The organism is Pseudoalteromonas sp. P1-30 (genome assembly GCF_001400005.1).
GTDB classification, from domain to species: Bacteria; Pseudomonadota; Gammaproteobacteria; order Enterobacterales; family Alteromonadaceae; genus Pseudoalteromonas; species Pseudoalteromonas atlantica.
Window position 1 is genome coordinate 400,991 of sequence record NZ_LKBC01000002.1, and the last position, 18,574, is coordinate 419,564.

General features: G+C 40.8%; 15 protein-coding genes and 1 other RNA gene. 6 read left to right on the top strand and 10 right to left on the bottom strand.

Annotated elements, in window-relative coordinates:
- The first annotated feature begins 43 nt into the window (after positions 1-43).
- Together rsmI and rnpB are read left to right on the top strand one after the other, a co-directional pair.
- The gene (gene rsmI / locus AN395_RS05330; protein ID WP_024033320.1) at positions 44-901 is read left to right on the top strand and encodes a 16S rRNA (cytidine(1402)-2'-O)-methyltransferase; all 858 of its coding nucleotides are present in this window, start codon (positions 44-46) and stop codon (positions 899-901) included.
- A 43-nt stretch (positions 902-944) separates the two neighbouring features.
- Positions 945-1,323: RNase P RNA component class A (gene rnpB / locus AN395_RS08195), an RNA gene on the top strand.
- Positions 1,324-1,398: 75 nt separating this feature from the next.
- On the opposite strand, the gene AN395_RS05335 is transcribed toward rnpB, so the two are convergent.
- From AN395_RS05335 to AN395_RS05355, 5 genes are all read right to left on the bottom strand, one after another.
- Complete coding sequence (locus AN395_RS05335) at positions 1,399-2,811, bottom strand: sigma-54 dependent transcriptional regulator (protein WP_004589118.1); 1,413 nt, start codon at positions 2,809-2,811, stop codon at positions 1,399-1,401.
- Positions 2,808-4,514 (bottom strand): transporter substrate-binding domain-containing protein, encoded by a 1,707-nt coding sequence (locus AN395_RS05340; RefSeq protein ID WP_054982311.1) that lies wholly within the window; start codon positions 4,512-4,514, stop codon positions 2,808-2,810. The genes AN395_RS05335 and AN395_RS05340 overlap by 4 nt, the downstream gene beginning before the upstream one ends.
- Positions 4,515-5,007: 493 nt before the next feature.
- Positions 5,008-6,069: a putative porin gene (locus AN395_RS05345; RefSeq protein ID WP_054982312.1), complete on the bottom strand. Its 1,062-nt coding sequence runs from the start codon at positions 6,067-6,069 to the stop codon at positions 5,008-5,010.
- A gap of 33 nt (positions 6,070-6,102) precedes the next feature.
- Positions 6,103-7,374, bottom strand: coding sequence for a dicarboxylate/amino acid:cation symporter (locus tag AN395_RS05350; RefSeq protein ID WP_004589122.1), 1,272 nt, complete (start codon positions 7,372-7,374; stop codon positions 6,103-6,105).
- 520 nt (positions 7,375-7,894) lie between these two features.
- Positions 7,895-8,965, bottom strand: a complete 1,071-nt coding sequence (locus AN395_RS05355; RefSeq protein ID WP_054982666.1) for a mechanosensitive ion channel family protein — start codon at positions 8,963-8,965, stop codon at positions 7,895-7,897.
- A 131-nt stretch (positions 8,966-9,096) separates the two neighbouring features.
- Here AN395_RS05355 and AN395_RS05360 point away from each other — a divergent pair, with 131 nt between their 5' ends.
- The gene (locus AN395_RS05360) at positions 9,097-10,059 is read left to right on the top strand and encodes a YihY/virulence factor BrkB family protein (protein WP_004589124.1); all 963 of its coding nucleotides are present in this window, start codon (positions 9,097-9,099) and stop codon (positions 10,057-10,059) included.
- On the opposite strand, the gene AN395_RS05365 is transcribed toward AN395_RS05360, so the two are convergent.
- Positions 10,056-10,946 carry a LysR family transcriptional regulator gene (locus AN395_RS05365; protein WP_004589125.1) on the bottom strand — a complete coding sequence of 297 codons (891 nt, stop codon included), beginning with the start codon at positions 10,944-10,946 and terminating at the stop codon, positions 10,056-10,058. The two genes, AN395_RS05360 and AN395_RS05365, sit on opposite strands and share 4 nt — an antisense overlap.
- 73 nt (positions 10,947-11,019) lie before the next feature.
- Positions 11,020-14,040, bottom strand: a complete 3,021-nt coding sequence (locus AN395_RS05370; protein ID WP_095206621.1) for an EAL domain-containing protein — start codon at positions 14,038-14,040, stop codon at positions 11,020-11,022.
- Between the two features lie 346 nt (positions 14,041-14,386).
- On the opposite strand from AN395_RS05370, the gene AN395_RS05380 reads away from it, so the two are divergent.
- Together AN395_RS05380 and AN395_RS05385 are read left to right on the top strand one after the other, a co-directional pair.
- The gene (locus AN395_RS05380) at positions 14,387-15,229 is read left to right on the top strand and encodes a pirin family protein (protein WP_054982314.1); all 843 of its coding nucleotides are present in this window, start codon (positions 14,387-14,389) and stop codon (positions 15,227-15,229) included.
- A gap of 21 nt (positions 15,230-15,250) precedes the next feature.
- The gene (locus AN395_RS05385) at positions 15,251-16,231 is read left to right on the top strand and encodes a glutathione S-transferase family protein (protein WP_054982315.1); all 981 of its coding nucleotides are present in this window, start codon (positions 15,251-15,253) and stop codon (positions 16,229-16,231) included.
- A gap of 70 nt (positions 16,232-16,301) precedes the next feature.
- Here the strand turns inward: AN395_RS05385 and AN395_RS05390 are convergent, their stop codons facing one another.
- Genes AN395_RS05390 through AN395_RS05400 form a run of 3 tightly spaced genes read right to left on the bottom strand, consistent with a single transcriptional unit; the run spans position 16,302 to position 17,346 of the window.
- On the bottom strand, positions 16,302-16,544 hold the full coding sequence (locus AN395_RS05390) for a hypothetical protein (protein WP_004589129.1): 243 nt from the start codon (positions 16,542-16,544) through the stop codon (positions 16,302-16,304).
- A gap of 10 nt (positions 16,545-16,554) precedes the next feature.
- Complete coding sequence (locus AN395_RS05395) at positions 16,555-17,001, bottom strand: hypothetical protein (RefSeq protein ID WP_024033307.1); 447 nt, start codon at positions 16,999-17,001, stop codon at positions 16,555-16,557.
- A 6-nt stretch (positions 17,002-17,007) separates the two neighbouring features.
- On the bottom strand, positions 17,008-17,346 hold the full coding sequence (locus AN395_RS05400; RefSeq protein WP_004589131.1) for a hypothetical protein: 339 nt from the start codon (positions 17,344-17,346) through the stop codon (positions 17,008-17,010).
- A 769-nt stretch (positions 17,347-18,115) separates the two neighbouring features.
- On the opposite strand from AN395_RS05400, the gene mraZ reads away from it, so the two are divergent.
- Positions 18,116-18,574 (top strand): division/cell wall cluster transcriptional repressor MraZ, encoded by a 459-nt coding sequence (mraZ, locus tag AN395_RS05405; RefSeq protein ID WP_004589407.1) that lies wholly within the window; start codon positions 18,116-18,118, stop codon positions 18,572-18,574.

An 18,574-nucleotide genomic window follows, 5' to 3' on the forward strand; every position in this document is an offset into this window, starting at 1 on the left:
TAACGCGATTTGCTTATATTACTGACTGACGCAGGAGACCTCAATGTTAAATGAGGAGAATTCACAGAAAATTGGCACTCTTTACATTGTTGCCACCCCAATTGGCAATTTTGACGACTTAAGCCAGCGTGCCATCGCGACATTATCGCAAGTTGACTTAATCGCTGCTGAAGACACGCGCCACACCGGTAAGCTACTAAGCCACTTTGGTATAAAGGCTAAAACCTTTGCATTACATGACCATAACGAAAAACAAAAAGCGCAGCAGATTATTGATTGGCTAAACGAAGGCAAAAATATCGCGCTAGTTTCAGATGCCGGCACGCCGCTGATAAGCGACCCAGGTTATGCCGTGGTAAACCTGTGCCGCGAGCAAGGCGCGCATGTAACACCCGTGCCCGGTGCGTGTGCTGCTATTACTGCAGTGTGTTGCTCAGGCCTGCCAACAGATCGCTTTCAGTTTATTGGCTTTACACCGGCTAAAAGTAAAGCCCGCCAAGATTTTTTCATAGAAGCTGTAAACTCAAGCATTACCAGCATAATGTACGAAAGCACCCACCGTATTATGGCAAGCCTAGATGATTTAGAAGCGGCCTTAGGTAGTGAGCAACAAGTGGTATTTGCAAAAGAGCTTACCAAAACCTTTGAAACCTTTTTTAATGGTAGCGTAAGTGAGTTAAAGCAGTTTTTAACTGATGACCCAACCAAGCAACGCGGCGAAATAGTGCTCATGTTGCCAGGTAAACCCAAGCAAGTAGATGATATACCGCCAGAGGCGCGTAAAATGCTGGCGCTACTTGAAAGCGAAATGCCGATGAAAAAAGCCTGTGGTATTGTTGCTGAATACTTTGGAATGAAGAAAAACGCCCTGTATAAAACAATTATTGACGAAAAAGAGTAAATCTTTACTGCGTACAAGGCACAGCTCATGTATACTGCGCGCCGAGTTAGCCAAGATAATCGCTGCCTGTGACGAAAATGATCAGGGGGAGGAAAGTCCGGGCTCCACAGGGCAGAGTGCCAGCTAACGGCTGGGGGGCGTGAGTCCACGACAAGTGCAGCAGAGAGGAGACCGCCAACCCACGGGTTGGTAAGGGTGAAAGGGTGCGGTAAGAGCGCACCGGGCCGCTAGTAATAGTTGGTTGCAAGGTAAACTCCACTCGGAGCAAGACCAAATAGGGTTCTATCATTTTAAATAATGAACGCGTGGCCCACGTGAGAACCGGGTAGGTTGCTTGAGCCATAGAGCGATTTATGGCCTAGACGAATGATTATCACTTTCTTCGGAAAGGACAGAACCCGGCTTATATGGCTAACTCACTCATTCAACAAAAAAGCCCGCAGTTAACGCTGCGGGCTTTTTTGTGCCTAAAATTTGATTAAGTACTTTGTAGTTTTTTAAGGCTCAGGCTGTCCTTTTTTAAGTCGCTTACTGAGTGCTGGCTGCGATATACCGAGTAGTTGCGCTGCCATTGATTGATTTGAGTTGCTACGTTTCATAGCTTCTGCTACCAGTAATTCTGCGGCTTGTTTTAAAGTGGGTAGCGTTGATGTTGACTCAAATAACGGCTTGGCAAGCTGGGCTTGCATATCTAATTTGGGCACGGCGCTGCGTACGCTTTCAAACGCTTTCATAGACAGGGCGCCACTTTGGTGGGTGCTCATTGCATCAAAGGCCATGGCGCGCAGCTCTCTTATATTGCCTGGGAAAGCGTAGTTTTCGAGTAAAATTAATAATTCTTTTGGAATACTTGCCACCGGTTTATTAAATTCTTGTGCGGCAAGCGTTAAAAAGTGCTCGAGTAATAAGGCTATATCTTGCTTGCGCTCCCTAAGCGGCGGAATATTTACATGATGAATTTTTAAACGGTAGTATAAGTCGTTTCTAAATTCGCCATTTTCTTTTTTAGTGAGTAAGTTTTGGTGGGTGGCTGCAATAATGCGGGCGTTGATGCGCTTTGGGGTATCGCTGCCTACTGGGTAATATTCGCCTTCTTGCAAAAGCCTTAATAGCTTTACTTGCGAGGCCAGGTTTAAATCGCCAATTTCATCAAGAAATAATATCCCACCTGATGCGCGTTCTATCATGCCTTTGCGGGCTTGCTCAGCACCTGTAAAAGCGCCTTTTTTATGGCCAAATAAGGTATCCGAAAATAAGTTATCGTCAAGGCCGGCTACGTTTACACACACAAGTTCGCCACTGCAGCTACTGGTTTCGTGAATGGCTCTGGCTATAAGCTCCTTTCCTACGCCGCTTTCTCCGGTTATAAGAATAGGTTGTTGGCTATTTGATATAGACTCAATGTAATTAAACACCGAATGCATTTGATGATCCACACTAATAATTTTAGAAAACGCAGGATGCAGGCTTGTTTGGTTTTCTAGCAGATAGCCGCGCATGGCTTGGTTTTCTAAGTTTAGCTCTTGAAAACGCACCACCTGCATTATGCTATTGCTTAGGCGTTCGGGATCTTCTGTTTTTACATGATAACCATAAGCACCTAATTTTATACATTTTACAGCGGCTTCTACTTGGTTAATGCCGCTGATGATCACCACCGAAATGTGCGGAAAAAGCTCTGTAATTTGCGCTATAAGCTCATCACCGCTGATATGTGGCATGTTTAAATCAAGCAATACAACGCGAACATTCCCTTGGTTTAGTTTGGCAATTACATCGCGGCTATCATTACATTGCACAATGTTGTTAATGCCGCAGTAGCGCTCTATTGCAAACGATATGCTTCGTAAAAAGCTGTTGTCGTCATCACAAATGAGGACCTCAAAACTAGGATATAAATTAGTATTCATAGTTCTCTCTCGTGTTGTAATAAGGGTAGTGATAGCTTTACTTTTGTGCCTTTACCGAGGGTTGATTTAAAGGTGAGTTGGCCTTGGTGATCTGCCACGATCCCCGCTGATACAGAAAGCCCTAAGCCGGTGCCGCCAGATTGTCGTTTGGTGGTATAAAAGGGGTCGGTGAGCTTAATTAAGTGCTGTTGATCAATGCCTACGCCTTGATCTTCAATACTCAGCACAACCTGATTGTGTTTAGTATGGAAATAGCTGGTGATAATAATTTTTTGCGATTTGTCTTCAAGCGCTTGGCAGGCATTTAAAATTAAATTTACGATTACCTGCTCGATGCGGCTGCCGCTGCCTTTAAACGCAGGCAGTGAGTTGGCTAAGTTAACCTCTAAGTGGTTTGTCGAGTTTTTAATTTGATTTGTGACTAAGCGAATAGAGCGGTTTGTTAGTAGGTTTAAATCTAGCTGCTCAGTTTTCTCATGCGATGCTTCACCTTTTACGGCAAAGCTTTTTAAATCCTCTACTATGCCCTTTACCTTGTTACTGGCAATGTGCATATCGTCTAAAATTTCTGGCAGCATATGTTTAAAGCGCTGATAGCTTACACCGGCAACAAGAAAGTCGCCTTGGCGTGCTTGATGCTCATCAAGTATGTCTGTTGCATCTTCAAAGGCTTCTTTTATAAACGGAAAATTTAACGTTAAAATACTACATGGGTTATTTATTTCGTGAGCGACTCCCGAAACCAACACCCCCAGTGAGGCCATTTTATCTGCATGAAGTAGCTGTAACTGCTGCGCTTGTAGCTCTTTGGTGCGGCTTTCTACTTTTTTGCGCAGGGCTTTGTTCCAAATTATCACCACGGTGCTAATTAGTAGCAGCACCACTACACATATACCCGCTATTACGCCAGCTTTTGACCAAGGTGATACGTTTAACGGGCCAAACCATTTGTCGTAAATTTCTTGCTGGCGACCGGTGTTTTTTAAAATAGCTAAGCCTTGAGTAAATTGCGATAACAGCGCTTCATCTGCGGTTTTAGTGGCATAGCCATAAAGCCGGTTTCTTTCTAGGCTAGAAATAGCAGTGATGTTTGATAGCCCCAATTTTTTACTTAAATATAAGCCGGGTAAGTTTGAAACCACTGCAAAGTCATAGCGGCCAGAGGCAAGCAAGCGCAGGGCATCGGCATGGGTTTCAACCGGTATAAGGGTAATGTTTAAGCCTGAGTGGTTAAGCATATCAAATGCCGAGCCATTGCTTTGTACAATAACGCGGTAGTTTTCAAGCTCGCTGTAGTGCGTTATTTTAGGACTATTGTCGCGCGCAAATATAGAGTGGTTAACAAACGTGTGCGGGCTAAAGTTATACAGATCGGTGCGCTCGGGTGTGGCGGCCATGCCTTGTAAAATATCCACATTTCCACGGTCAAACTCGGCTCTTATTTCGGCCCAGGGCATTAGCTTTATTTTTATATTAAGCCCCATTACAGCGGCTATTTCTTGGCTAAGTTCTACGTTGTAACCTGTAAGTTCACCATCTTCGTTAATAAACTCATAAGGGGGGTAGTTAAAATCTCCGCCCACTATAATTTGTTTAGGCTGCGATAAATTAGCTTGTGCAATGCAGTTTAGGCTATTAATACCCAGTAGGCTTAGTAGCGCTATTTTTAATACATAAAACCAAGCGTTTTGTTTAATAAACAAGTGAGTAAACCTCTGCATTTTTTAGTTGTGGTAGTGCGTTAGTAAATTGTCTAAACAGTACAAATAAAATGGCGTTTATGTTCCTTTTACAGCCGCAAAAAGGTTGTTTTTAGTTGGCAGCAGGGGACTATAGTCTGTATTTTAATTTTATATAAATTAGGTACTAACGAATTTATCATGGTTTTAAGTCTTATCTATTTATACTTTAAACTAAATAAGAATAAATTAATTGTTAATTAAGGTTTTTTGTAAGGCAGTTATGTCTTTTTAAGGCTGTTTAATAAAATAAAAGCGATTTAATATCGGCTATTAAATCGCTTTTATTGGTTGGGCCTATTTAGAGAATGTTGACCTGTGTAGATTAAAGTTTTTCAAGCTAGGGCAGTTTAAGCAAGGCGCTTGGCTTTTAAGCGAGTGGGCTTAATAATCGCTTTTGCTAAATACTAAACTCACTACTGTAATTTTAATCACGATTGGTCAACATGCCTTAGTACTAAAACTTCATGTTTAGGTTTACTTGAATGCGATCGCGGCCATTGTTGTTAGTGGGTATATCGTTATTAATATTATCCACGCTAAACCATCTTAAATCGGCATTTAGGTTCTCTGCAATTTTGTAATCTAGCTGTACTCGTGTGCCTTTAATATTGGTATAAGAACCCGGAGTATTAGTTTGCGTAAACGCGCCGTTCATAGGTAATGCATAGGCTTCGGTGCGTAGCACGTAAAAACGCAGGCCAAACTGTTTATTAATTTGATAACGAGCATGTACAGTAAACGCTGTATTTTCGCTGTCGGCTTCACTTGTGTAGTAATCGGCTGCAAAGCGCACTGCGCCATAACGTACATCAAAGTTATAGGTCATTACGTTGCCTGCTTGGTCATCATCAAGACCCGACTCAGCACTGGCATAGGCCGTATCTGAGGCGCTAACAAAAATTCCGCCAATACCGGCTTTAAGGTTAATGTTATTAAAACTTGTAGCATATACACCTTGTAGCTGTTGCCAGCTAGCATCGCGCTTGCCTTCGCCATTATCGACGTTTTCTTCAAGAATAATATGCCCCGCATTAACGCTAAACGTATTGTTACTCCAGTTAGCTTGTACACCTTCTAGCGCTATATCGTCACGAAAAAGCAGCTCTGATGAATGCATATAAACGGGTGCCGCTTTACCAATATATACTTGGGTGTTACTAAGCCCTGTGTACTTCATAAAGGCGCGGTCTAAACCAAAGTCATCGTTATCGCTGGTATCGGTGATACCAAAGGTTTGATGGGTTGAATCGTGTTGGCTTGAGGTTGTTCTAAAGCGCATTTGCGCTGACCAGTTATCGGTAGCTGCGTATTTAATACCAAATCGGGCACGCAAACGGGCGCGGCTTGTTGAGTCAATTGTATCGCCTTCGGTGCGCTCAAAGCGCATACGCATATCGCCAAATAGCTTAACGGCTTCAAGGCCATTTAAACCTTCAATTGTAATATCAGCATGGGCTGGCTTAGCTAAGGCAATAACACCTAATGCAACGGGTAAATAGATAAGTTTACTAGTCATGGTTTGTTCTCTATAAAATTACTAAATCGAGGGTTATTGCTTAGCGGGTTGAGCCGCTGTGTTATCTTGGTTGTAAAGGGTTTCGTCAAGCTCGCCTTCGCTTTTGCCAATTAATAAAGTAACCATTAAATCGCCAGTTACATTTATGGTGGTGCGCGCCATATCTAAAATTCGGTCAATACCGGCAACTATTGCAATGCCTTCAAGTGGTAAGCCAACGGTAGTCAGTACTAGCGAAAGCATAATAAGGCCTGCACCGGGTACACCAGCGGTGCCTACAGAGGCTAAAGTAGCTGTAGCTATAATGGTTAAGTAATCTGTTGTGGTGAGGTCAATACCAAAGGCTTGGGCAATAAACAGTGCTAATACGCCTTGGTATAAAGCGGTGCCATCCATGTTAATAGTGGCGCCTACAGGCAGTACAAAGCTTGATACAGTACGCGATACACCTAAGTTTTGGGTGGCGCATTTAATGCTGGCAGGTAAAGTACCTGAGCTACTTGTGGTGGTAAAAGCAATAATTTGCGCTTCAATAATACCTTTATAAAAACGTTGTGGATTAAGCTTGCCTAGTAAGCCTACAAAGCCGCCACCCAACACTAAAACGTGAATAATACAGCCTAGGTACACTAAGCCAATTACTTTTATAAGTGGCAGTAAAACATCCAGTCCGTACTTGCCAGATACCCAAGCCATTAATGCAAATACACCGTATGGCGCCAGCTTCATTACAAGCTCAGTTAATTTGTACATTGCATCGGCTAGGCTTTCAAACATTTTGCTAGCGGGTTCGCCTTTTTCACCAATTAGGTTTAAAGCAATGCCTAAGCTCAACGCAAACACAATAATTTGTAAAATATTACCTGAGGCTAATGAGCCCACTGGATTTTTTGGTACTAAACCTACAATGGTGTCTACTAAGGTAGGGCTTGGTTTAGCATCAGCCACTGTGGTTGCAACCATATTCAAGCCTGCGCCAGGTTCAAATAACAACCCAAGGCCCAAACCAATAGAAATAGCTACTGCGGTGGTGGCTAAATAAAATACGATTGACTTAACACCAATACGCCCCATTTTAGTGGTGTCTTTCATTGAGGTAACACCAACAATTAATGAGCAAAATATAAGCGGTACAATTAACATTTTAATGGCGCTAATAAATAGCTGGCCAATTGGCTTTATATATTCAGCATTATTGCCTAACAGCATGCCGGCAATAATACCCGCTATCATACCTATGAGTATTTTTAGCCAGAGCGCCATTTTTTTAGGCTCGTTGTTATTAATACTTGTTGTACTGGTCATAGTGTTATTCCAATTATTTATAATATTTAGTGGGAGCTATTTAACTTTTGCTTAGGGCGTTAACGCGCTTATTGCACCGGCACGTGCACAGGCCACACAAGGGGCTTGCAATTTTATGGACAAGCTTTCGTTAGCCTTTTTAGATAGGGGTTGTTTGTACACGTGCATAATTAAGCTCTAAAGTTGTTAGATTATTGTTATTGCATTAATAATGCCAAGCACGGTTTTGTTAATAACGTATTGAATGTTATTGGTTTTATTGTTTTTGGTTGGTGGTTTGTTAATATAACTTTTTGAATAATTATTAATAATGAAAGGCGGGTTAAAGGCGGCTTAAATGATGATTTATAAATAAATTATTTAAAATCAATGGGTTGATTGGTGTATAACTTTTATTATTGATATAACAAAAGTTATATTTAATGCATTAATTAATCATATTTTTGATTTTTTAGGGTTTAAAACATTATTAAGTTGTAAATTGGCTGTATGTGGCTTTATTTTTTCTTATACGTTTAACTTAGATAATATTTTTACCCTGTTCAGGATCCCGTGATTTCTCGGCTTGATCACGAATTTCGTCGGTATCACTACTTACATCATCAACCGTTTCATTTTGCTGCTGCAGCTGCTTAGAGCTTTGCTGAGTAGTTAAAGGTTGCTCAGCTTTGTTGGTGGGCTTTTGTGTATCACTCTCATCAGGTGCACTGAGTAAAATACGCTCGCGGGCATCATCTGGCATACTGATGTTTTGCGCTGTAAATTCGGTTACTAGCTCACGCATTAACTGCGAGGCCACTTTTAGCGGACTATGTTGCTCGCTGTTAACCCAAAAAAACAGATTAAAGTTAATTGTTGAGCTGCCTAAATTATTGATCAGCACTTGTGCTGGTGGCTCAGTAATCACACCCGTTTGCTTGTTTGCAATTTCAAGGGCGAGTGTTTGGCAGTAACGAATATCGTTATCGTAACCTATGCCAATCACCACCTTGGCACGCATTTTTGGATTTGCAGTTAGGTTTTTAATGGTATTTTTATAAACCGTGGCGTTAGGTATTTGTATATGGTTGCCATCGTAATCAACTAAGGTGGTTGCGCGAGCGGTGACCTTTTTAACCACACCTAAGCGGCCATCGACTTCTATTACATCGTCTATTTTAAATGGCCGTTGAACGCTCAACAGCAAGCTAGCAATAAAGTTCTCTGCTATGTCTCTAAAGGCAAAGCCCAATATTAAGCCTATTAATCCGGTTCCGCTCATAATAGCAATAGCAAATTCGGTAAGTCCTGCTAAACGTAAAAATAAATACACGCCCAGCAATAAAATTAAAATGCTAATCCCGCGTTTGGCCACTAAGTGCACAAGTTTACTGTCGGTCATATAAATGAGCGGTTTTACTAACAGCTTAGACAAAGGACTGGCGACAAAGTAGCTAATAGTTAAAAGTATAAAACCTAATAAAAGAGTGGGTAATATTTGCGCTGTTGCGTGAAGTAATTGCAAACTTTGGGCGTATAAATACTGCCAACTGAGCACGCTTTCTGGGGTGTTTAAGGCATTCACAGCCGTGGTGTTCACTGCAATTAGCATAGTTATAAGGCTGTTCATGGCGTATTACCTTGGTATTTTAAATAATCTAGCAAGCAGCAAGTTTAATACCAATGCCAAAAGCACAGCTTGGCAAACTTTTTGCTCGATAATAGGCTAAAAAGGAGCAAACAATGAGCAAACCTAAACGGGGACAACATGCCGAGCAGCCAGTGCACATTCCGGTTATTGGTTGGTGGGACATAGCCAAACGTATTTTTAAGCAAATGAGCCAAGATAACTTATCGCTGGTTGCAGCGGGCGTTGCGTTTTATGCCTTACTTGCTATTTTTCCTGCTATTGCTGCAATGGTTTCTGTGTATGCGTACTTTTCATCGCCCACCGATATTAGTGAACACCTGAGTAAAATAGTTACCTTATTACCGCAAAGCACGAGCGATTTAATTTTATCTCAGGTCTCGAGCTTGGCTCAAACCTCTAACGCCAGTTTAAGCTTAAGTGCAATTGGTACACTTATTCTTACTATTTGGAGTAGCTCTAAAGGCAGCCAAGCGCTCATTACTGCCTGTAACATTAGTTATCATGAATACGAAAAGCGCTCATTTTTTCATGCTCAGTTAGTACGTTTTTTATTTTCGGTAGGGGCTATTTTAGTGGCTATTTTTGCTTTGCTAATTATAGGTATTTTACCCATAGTACTTAATTTAGTGGGCTTAAAAGAAAGTATAGACTTACTAATAAAGTTAATATCGTGGCCATTACTCGCCTTTATGTTTAATTTTGCATTGGTGCTTTTGTATCGCTATGCACCACACAGAAAACCCGCTAAATGGCGCTGGATCACACTTGGCTCGTGTATTGCGACTGTATTATGGATTTTAGCCTCAATTGGTTTTTCGTTTTATGTGTCTCACTTTGCAAGCTACAACGAAACGTATGGTTCGTTAGGCGGGGTAGTGATTATGCTAATGTGGCTCTATATAAGTGCCTATATTATTACGCTTGGGGCGGTAATAAATGCGGCAACCGAACAACAAACAGCGAAAGATAGTACCAAAGGCCCCGCTAAAGAACGCGGTAAACGCGGCGCCTACGTTGCTGATCACCTTGATGTAGATGAGCCGACAAACTCTTAGCCCGGCTCGTTATTGCACAAGCTTATGAGATGCTGAGTAAATGCTTGGCCAACGGGGCCTAAACGGTCATTGTCGGTGCACATTAAATAAAGCTTTAAGGAGCGGGTTGTACCTTGCTCTAAATTAAGGGGCTTAAGTGTGTTGTTTTTAAGATAAGGTTTAATTTGTGCACTAGGCAGCCATGCATAACCAAAGTTTTGGCTTACCATATCAATAGAGTTACGTAAGTGACTTACTGTCCAGCGCATATCAGCCCCAAGCCAGCCGTCGTCGTGGCTGGTGTGGGTGGCCGAATCGCGAACAACTATTTGCCTGTGTAATTTAAGCTCTCTGTAGGTCAGTGGTTCAGTGCGCTGGTGTAAGGGGTGATCAGGGTGCGCAACGGCAATAAATTCTATATCGCACAAACTATGGCAATTAATGCCATAAAGCGCAATAGAAGTAATTGCTAAGTCGACCACTGCATTGGTAAGTAATTCGTTTGCGCCGTTAAGTACGCTTTCTATCAGTTCTATTTTTACCAATGGGTATTGCTCATTAATATGGCTTAGCGCTTGGTACAATAAATGCTGCGGAAACACTTCATCTACCGCTATTTTTAATGTGCTTTCAATACCTTCGCTTAATGTATTAGCAACCGATTCTATTTTGCTGGCTTCATCTATTAAAAATTCGGCGCGGCGTAATATAAGCTTACCGTTTTCGGTTAAATACGCTTTACGGCCTTTTACTTCAAGCAATTTTACTTGCAGTGCCGACTCTAACTTTTGCACTGCATGGTGCACGGTTGATTGGCTTTTAAATACCGCGCTGCTAGCACCGGCAAACCCACCATGCTCTACAACAGCTTTAAACATTCTCCATTGCTCGAGTGTTGCCTTTGCCATTTTAAACCTTGTTACTACTTACTATTGATTAAACTACCTGACCGTGTAGACACTCTATTTATTGCGTAACTACTTATTTATTATTGGCAATAACCATTTTTTTGCTGCTCAGCAACGTCATAAACTCTTTTTTAGACACTGGCTTTGAAAACAAATAACCTTGCCCGTAGTCGCATCCTGCTTTTAGTAGTAGCTGCATTTGTTGCTGCGTTTCAATTCCTTCGGCAATAACTTTTAGGCCAAGCTGGTGGGCCATTACAATAATGGCTTCACATAAAGCAAGCTCTTGGCTCCCTGCCTTAATATTATCAATAAAGCGTTTATCTATTTTTAGGTAATCGGTATCCATTTCCTGTAAGTACGCGAGCGATGAATAGCCGGTGCCAAAGTCATCTAGCGCTAATTGCACACCTGACTGGACTAATGTTTTTAAGCGACTTTGGGTTAGTGGCTCTGGGTTAACCATAAGGCCTTCTGTGATCTCGGCCACAATAGAGGAGGCAGGTAGCTTGGCTGCTTTTAAAATCTCACACCAATCGTCAATTCCGCTATCGATTGTTGATAACTGCACAGGAGAGACATTTATACTAATTTGAAATTGCTCCCCTATGGTGGTGTTTATTTCTTTTAGGGTGTGTATTGCTTGTGTAAATACAAATTGGCCCAGCGCATTTATTTGCCTAGTTTCCTCAGCAAGCGGTATAAACGTCGCCGGCGAGACTAACCCCTTTTTAGGGTGGTGCCAGCGAATAAGCCCTTCGGCTTTATGAATGTGCAAATCGTTTAATGCCACAATAGGCTGATAAAATAGCTCAAATTGTTCAAGCTCTATGGCGGAGCGTAAATCTTTTAATAGCTGCATACGCGCTTGCGCATGAATACGCATATCTTTTGAAAAAAACTCAAACCCATTACGGCCGTTATTTTTAGCTTTATACATGGCTTGGTCAGCAGCTTTTAATAGCAGCTCTGTACTTTGGCCATCGCTAGGTGCGCATGCAATGCCCATACTAGCGCTAATAAATAGCTCCTCGTCTTCAAGCTGTATACTTGATGAAAGGCTTTGCAATATATTGCTGGCAATTTGGTTTATATGGCGACTGCTTTTAACATGGTCATATACAATCACAAACTCATCACCGCCAATACGCGCGACAAAACTGGCGTTTATTGCAGCTTGAATTATCCGTTGAGAAACTAACTTAAGTAGATTATCGCCATAATGATGGCCTAACGTGTCATTAATATCTTTAAAGTGATCAATATCGAGCAGCATCACAACAAGTTCGCATTTGTCGCCTGTTACTTCTTCAAAACGCTTATTTAAACGCTCTTTAAGCTCAAGCCTATTTGGTAAATCAGTTAAGTGGTCGAAGTGAGTTTTTCGCCATATGGTTTCATCGGCTTGTTTTTTTTCTGTTAGGTCGGTAAAAATGGCCACCCGGCGAGTAGGCATGTTTTTATCATCGTAAACGGTATCTATGATCAGAAACTCGGTATAGGTGTCGCCATTTTTTTTACGATTAATTATCTCACCCTGCCAACGGCCAGTTTCTCTGAGCTCTGCCCACATTTTTTCATAAAATGCTTTTGAGTGTTTGCCAGATGCTAAAATACGGCTGGTTTTACCTATCGCTTCTTCTTTGCTGTATTGGGTTGTTTCGCAAAAAGCAGGGTTTACGTCATAAATAATGCCGTCGGGGTCTGTAATCATCATCCCTTCACTACTATTACTGTAAACAAGCGACGCTAAATGAAGTGCTTTTTCGTTGACCTTTTTTTGGCTTATATCTCTAAGAACAATAATGTATTCATTATTAGTGAGTGCATTGACTCTTGCCTCAAAAAAGTGCTCTTTAGATTTTTTAAACAATGTAAACTCAATGGTTTGTGAGCCCTCTAAAGTACCTAATTGAGAAAGCAGTAACTCTGCGTTGGCCTCAGAGAGTACATCAACTAATTTTAAAGCTTTGCCTGTCTCAACGTTTAGCACAGGGCTAATATAGCCGCCAATATAAAGGATTTTGCCTTGGGCATTTATACGTATGTAGGTATCGGGTAAAGCATTTAATAAGCTCATTAATTCGTTGTGCTTATTTTTTAATTTAGCCTCTGCAGATAACCGGGTTTGTGCCATCACAGCAAAACGGTCATAAAGCGCGCGCAGCTCTGGGCTATTGGGCTTTTTAATATGCTTGGGCATAGTGCCATTTGCCAGTTCATCTGTGGCTTTGGTTAAATTAGCGATAGGCTTAAATATACTTTGTTTAATTAAGCGCCTAGCTAGCAGCACCAACAGGGCAATAGCCGTTAAAAACGCAAAAATGGTTTTAGCAAAGCTTTCATTCACTTTATTAATAAAGTCTTCAACCGAAACGGCTATATAAATATCTAAATTATTATCATGGCCGTCTTTGTATATAACTGAGCGGTGAAAAACCTGGTTTTCGCCTTCTGCATTTTTAAACACGGTTAACGAGCTTTTATCGTGAAGTAAATCTATGTCAGTAATTTTTTGGCCTAAATTACGTGGTTGATTAGGGTAGTTGGCCAGTATTAAGCCGTTAGAGTCGGCAATAACGGCCTTGGCATTGTTAGGTAATTTTGCTTCGCTTAAGGCGATATTCCACCAATTCAATGCAATAACGGTAACCAGTGTGCCTTTTAGTTGGTTATTACTATCTATAATTGGGTAGGCAAAATTGACACTTTGCGCTTGAATACTTCGGTCGTATTGAAAATACCCTACCGAAAAACTTTTATTACTAATGGCATTTTGAAAATAAGTACGATCGCTAATATTAATATTTTTACTACGACCATTTGTCACGCACTGTAGGTCGCCATTTTTATCAACAATACCTATATTTGCAATATTCTTATAAAGGGCTTTTATTTCGTAAAAGTAATTAGGGCAGGTTGTGGGGAGTGTTTCATTTTTTGCTGTTTTATCGGCTAAATAAATAGTAATACGTTTAACATCATCAACCATTGTTTTTTGATGTTGTGTCAAGTGCTTAGCTATATTTACTATTCTTTCTTCACTTTTTTCTATGGCAGCATCACGCTCATACCATAGCGTAAATACCGTCACAGCGGCACCGGGAATGCTAAGTAGGATGAGTAACCTGTAAAGCTGGCTTTTAAGCGATGAAGTAAAAATAAGTTTTCCTTAAGCTCTGCGTCCCTAAAAAGTGATTGTAGACATAAAAGCCAAAAATAACCATACAAAATATAGGGTTGCACTAAAAAGTTATTAGAAATCAGCTTAAGTCTGTGTTTTTTAATCATGAAGCTTATTATGCCAAATAAACGAATTATCAAAATAAACACTCAATTTTCTAAAAAATAGAACGTTTTGCTCGATTTAAAGACATAGTCGTATTGTTTTATGAATGCTTTAATAAGCTCATTAATTAATCTACTACAGTATTTTAAATATGAACATAGCAAAAGTGTTAACTGCTTACGCCACCCAAGATGGTGATGGTGTAAACATAAGTCGAATACCTGGTTTTGATGGCAAATATCTCGACCCTTTTTTAATGATTGATGAGCTAAAGTCTAACAATGAAAGTGACTATATTGGTGGCTTTCCACCGCACCCTCATCGCGGCATTGAAACCTTTACGTACATTATTAAAGGTGGCTTTGAACACCAAGATCAAATGGGTAACAAAAAAGCGATCCGATCTGGTGATGTACAATGGATGAGTACAGGTAGAGGCGTAATGCACAGTGAAATGCCACTGACAGATGCAAAAGAGGGGCTGCATGGCTTTCAAATTTGGATCAATATGCCCAGTGGCGAAAAAATGCGTGCGCCACGTTATCAAGATACTACACAAAATCCAGCGCCTGAAGTCACTAACAAGCACGGCGTGAGCTTTAGCGCACTTGCGGGTAATTGGCAGTTTGAAGATTGTACGTTAACGTCGAGTTTGCAAAGCTTAGCGGCCAATGCTGCACTGGCCAATGTTACTCTCCCCGTTAATACACGCATGCAGTTAGCAGGGCTTAAACAACGTAAAGTGATGATTTATGTTCATACAGGTGAGCTTATTACAGGTGACGAGCAAACATTTAATGCTGGCAAGTTGCTTATATTAAGTGAAAACAGTGACATTGATATATCTTCACAAAAGGGGGCGGGGATACTTATTTTAGCGGGTAACCCACTTGAGCAACCTATTGCACATATGGGCCCATTTGTAATGACCACGCAAGAGGAAATTAAACAAGCGGTGCGTGATTATCAAAACGGCGAATTTGGCAACATTTAATAATTAATTGAGGAGGTTATTATGGGTTTATTAGTTGATGGTCAATGGCAAGACAAATGGTACGACACCGACTCGAATAATGGTAAATTTAAACGCGAAGCAGCGCAGCTTCGTAATTGGATCACAAAAGATGGCAGCCCTGGACCTACAGGAAACGGCGGATTTAAAGCGCAAGCAAATCGCTATCACTTATATGTTGCCTTAGCGTGCCCGTGGGCGCATCGCACACTTATATTCAGACAGCTAAAGGGCCTAAGCGATATTATTAGCGTATCGGTAGTCAGCCCAGATATGTTAGATAAGGGGTGGAGCTTTGATAAAGATAACCTCAGTAGCGGCGATGATTTATTTAATAGTGAATACTTACATCAAATTTATACTAAGCACGATGAAAATTACAGTGGGCGAGTAACTGTGCCTGTGCTTTGGGATAAGCAGCAAAATAAAATTGTTAGTAATGAATCTGCAGATATTATTCGTATGTTCAATACCGCATTTAATGAAATTACGAATAATACGGATGACTATTACCCACAATCACTACAAGCTGATATTGACGAAATTAACGACCTTGTTTATACCAATATTAATAATGGGGTATATAAAGCGGGTTTTGCAACCACACAAACAGCATACGAAGATGCATTTACTGCGTTATTTAAAGCACTTGATAAAGTAGAGGGCATACTAAGTAAAAATCGTTACCTGATGGGGAGCACATTAACTGAAGCGGATTGGCGTTTATTTACCACACTCATTCGGTTCGATAGCGTGTATGTAGGGCATTTTAAGTGTAATTTACGCACCATTGAAAGCTACCCAGCGCTGAGTAACTATGTACGTGAGTTATACCAAATAGAGGGAGTAGCCAGTACGGTTAACCTTGAGCATATTAAGCGACATTACTATTTTAGCCACACGATGATCAACCCAACGCAAATTATTCCAAAAGGGCCGGCGTTAAACTTTAGCCAAAATCATAATAGAGACAAGTTGGGCTAAGAGGTATTAGAAGGCATTAAAGTAAGCGGCAATTGCACTTTTAAAAAAGCTTTTATAAATGCAATTGCTGCTATGCAAATAACTTTACCAGCCAGCCGTATTTTCGCACAAAGCTCGTTTCGCTTTTGCCAGCTTGAACCGTTGCTCCGGCTAAAAAGGCTGATGCCAATCCTACCTTGGTGGCTGCAAAGCGCTTAAAGCGGTACTTTATTGCTGCATGGTGCTGGCGTTTTAATGCATGCTGTAAATCCATTTGCTTATTTAACGTGTCAACGTTCTCATTGGGTTCTTTAATTAGAAAATTAACGAGCATGGTTATTTCCTTATAGATTTAAAAGTTGCTTCACACTTTTAATCGTTTTACTAAAGCCAATTTTATTGCTTAGGTATACGGTATTTCGCCAAAGCCAAATTAAACAAATTATTTGCGCGAGTGCAGCAGTAGCAAAGCTAAGCCAAACCGAGCCAAATAAATCATATACACCGTAGCCAATTGCACCTAATAAGCCGGCCCACAACAAAATCAAACCACTGGCAAAACATCCTAAAAATATAGTGATCAACGCCATTGATCGTAACGACAGCTTCCACTCAGCTTTTGCAAGTTGGTGGGTAAGCTTTCCTTGCGTTTTATAATCCTCCTTGAGCTGGTCAGAGTATTCAATGATCTTTGCTATATGATCCTGCCAATCATCCTTTTGGCTAGGGTCATCAGTTGTTTGATTTTGAGCATTACCGTCCGTGGTTGCTGTTGTTTGTGAGCTACTCATTATTTATTACTTACGACGAAATAGTGACGTTACAAGCATACCCGCCGCAAAAGCAATACCCGCTGTTGCTAGCGGATTTTCTGAGGCAAAAGCACGCGTTTTTGCGCTGCACTCAGTTAGTTTTTCACGAGCAATAAGTTGTTTTTCGCTTAGTGCTTCTGCAGAGCTTGAAGCGCCTTTACGTACGCTTGACTCAGCAACTGATGCCTTGCTTGAAAGTGCATCTACTGCATCGTGTGCTACAGACGTTGCTTTTTCAGTCAACGGTGCCTCACTCTCTTTTTGTTTAAGATCAGGTTTCATGTTTGTTTCAGTATTCGGTTTTGTATTTGTTGCAGTAGCCATAATCAATCCTTAATAAATAAAATAAAAAAATTTAACTGGTGCTATAGCAGATGCAACGATTAAACCAACCATTAAAAATAATTTAACCACTTGATTTTATTGTTTTTATATATTTAAGGTAGGGTGCGGTAGATTAAATAAAAAGCAGCATGAAGTAAGTATTGCTGCTGTGCTAAGTAAATTTTACATGCCTATAAACCTAGGGCCTGTTTACCTTTCGAGATTTAATTTGCAGCAGTCTGTTTGGGATTTAGGCAAGGTAGAGCCTATGTAGTGTGGTTATTCCCCATAAATAGGCGATAACGACGTATAAATGTCAAACAGGCGCTGCCCGAAGGGTTCTGCCTAGGGGGCATTTACTCTTTGTTACTCGGTTTTTACTTAGCCCACTAGGTTACAAACCTCACGCCGCGATTGAATACCCCCTAGATTGAACAAATTATAATCCTTAAAGGTCAACAGGCCCTAGATTCATTTTTTTGTAATTATTCATTGATTATTCAGTAAGCAAATTATGTAAACCAAACGTTATTAGTATCGCTTAAAAAAAAATTTATCTACTACCTCCACTTTTTCCCACGTAATTCAATCGCTTTGCGTAAAGCCTTATTTTTTCTAGCTTAGCGAGACGTTAAAGCTGGTCAGCTTACTTGACAAAAAGGCTTGTCAAGCCCTAAACTGGAGCACTGTGGTAAAAAGTGGTTTTTAGTGGATCTAACTGGATCAAATTAATCGAAACTCGATTACACAATTTAAAAGTAGGCTTTTTATGTTTCGTGGCGCTAGTTCACTGAGCTTGGATGATAAAGGACGTTTTGCGGTACCGACTAAGTACCGAGACGCTTTGCTGTCTGAAGATCAAGGAACGGTAATATGTACCATTGCGCTAAACGAGCCGTGTTTATGGTTGTATCCTCTTGCACAGTGGCAAGAAATAGAAAGCCGCTTATCTAAAATCTCTAATATGAATCCACGCGCTCGCCGAATGCAACGTATGTTGTTAGGTAATGCCACAGAGTATCAACTTGATAAAAATGGTCGAATTTTGCTGGCGCCTTCATTGCGTAGCCACGCAGAACTTGGCAAAAAGATCATGCTAGTTGGTTTAATGAATAAATTTGAAATTTGGGATGAAGCGCGTTGGCACGAACAAATGCGCCAAGACACTGAGCTGGAAAGGCTCGGCGATTTTGAAGCAAACCAAGATTTAGATAATTTCACACTCTAA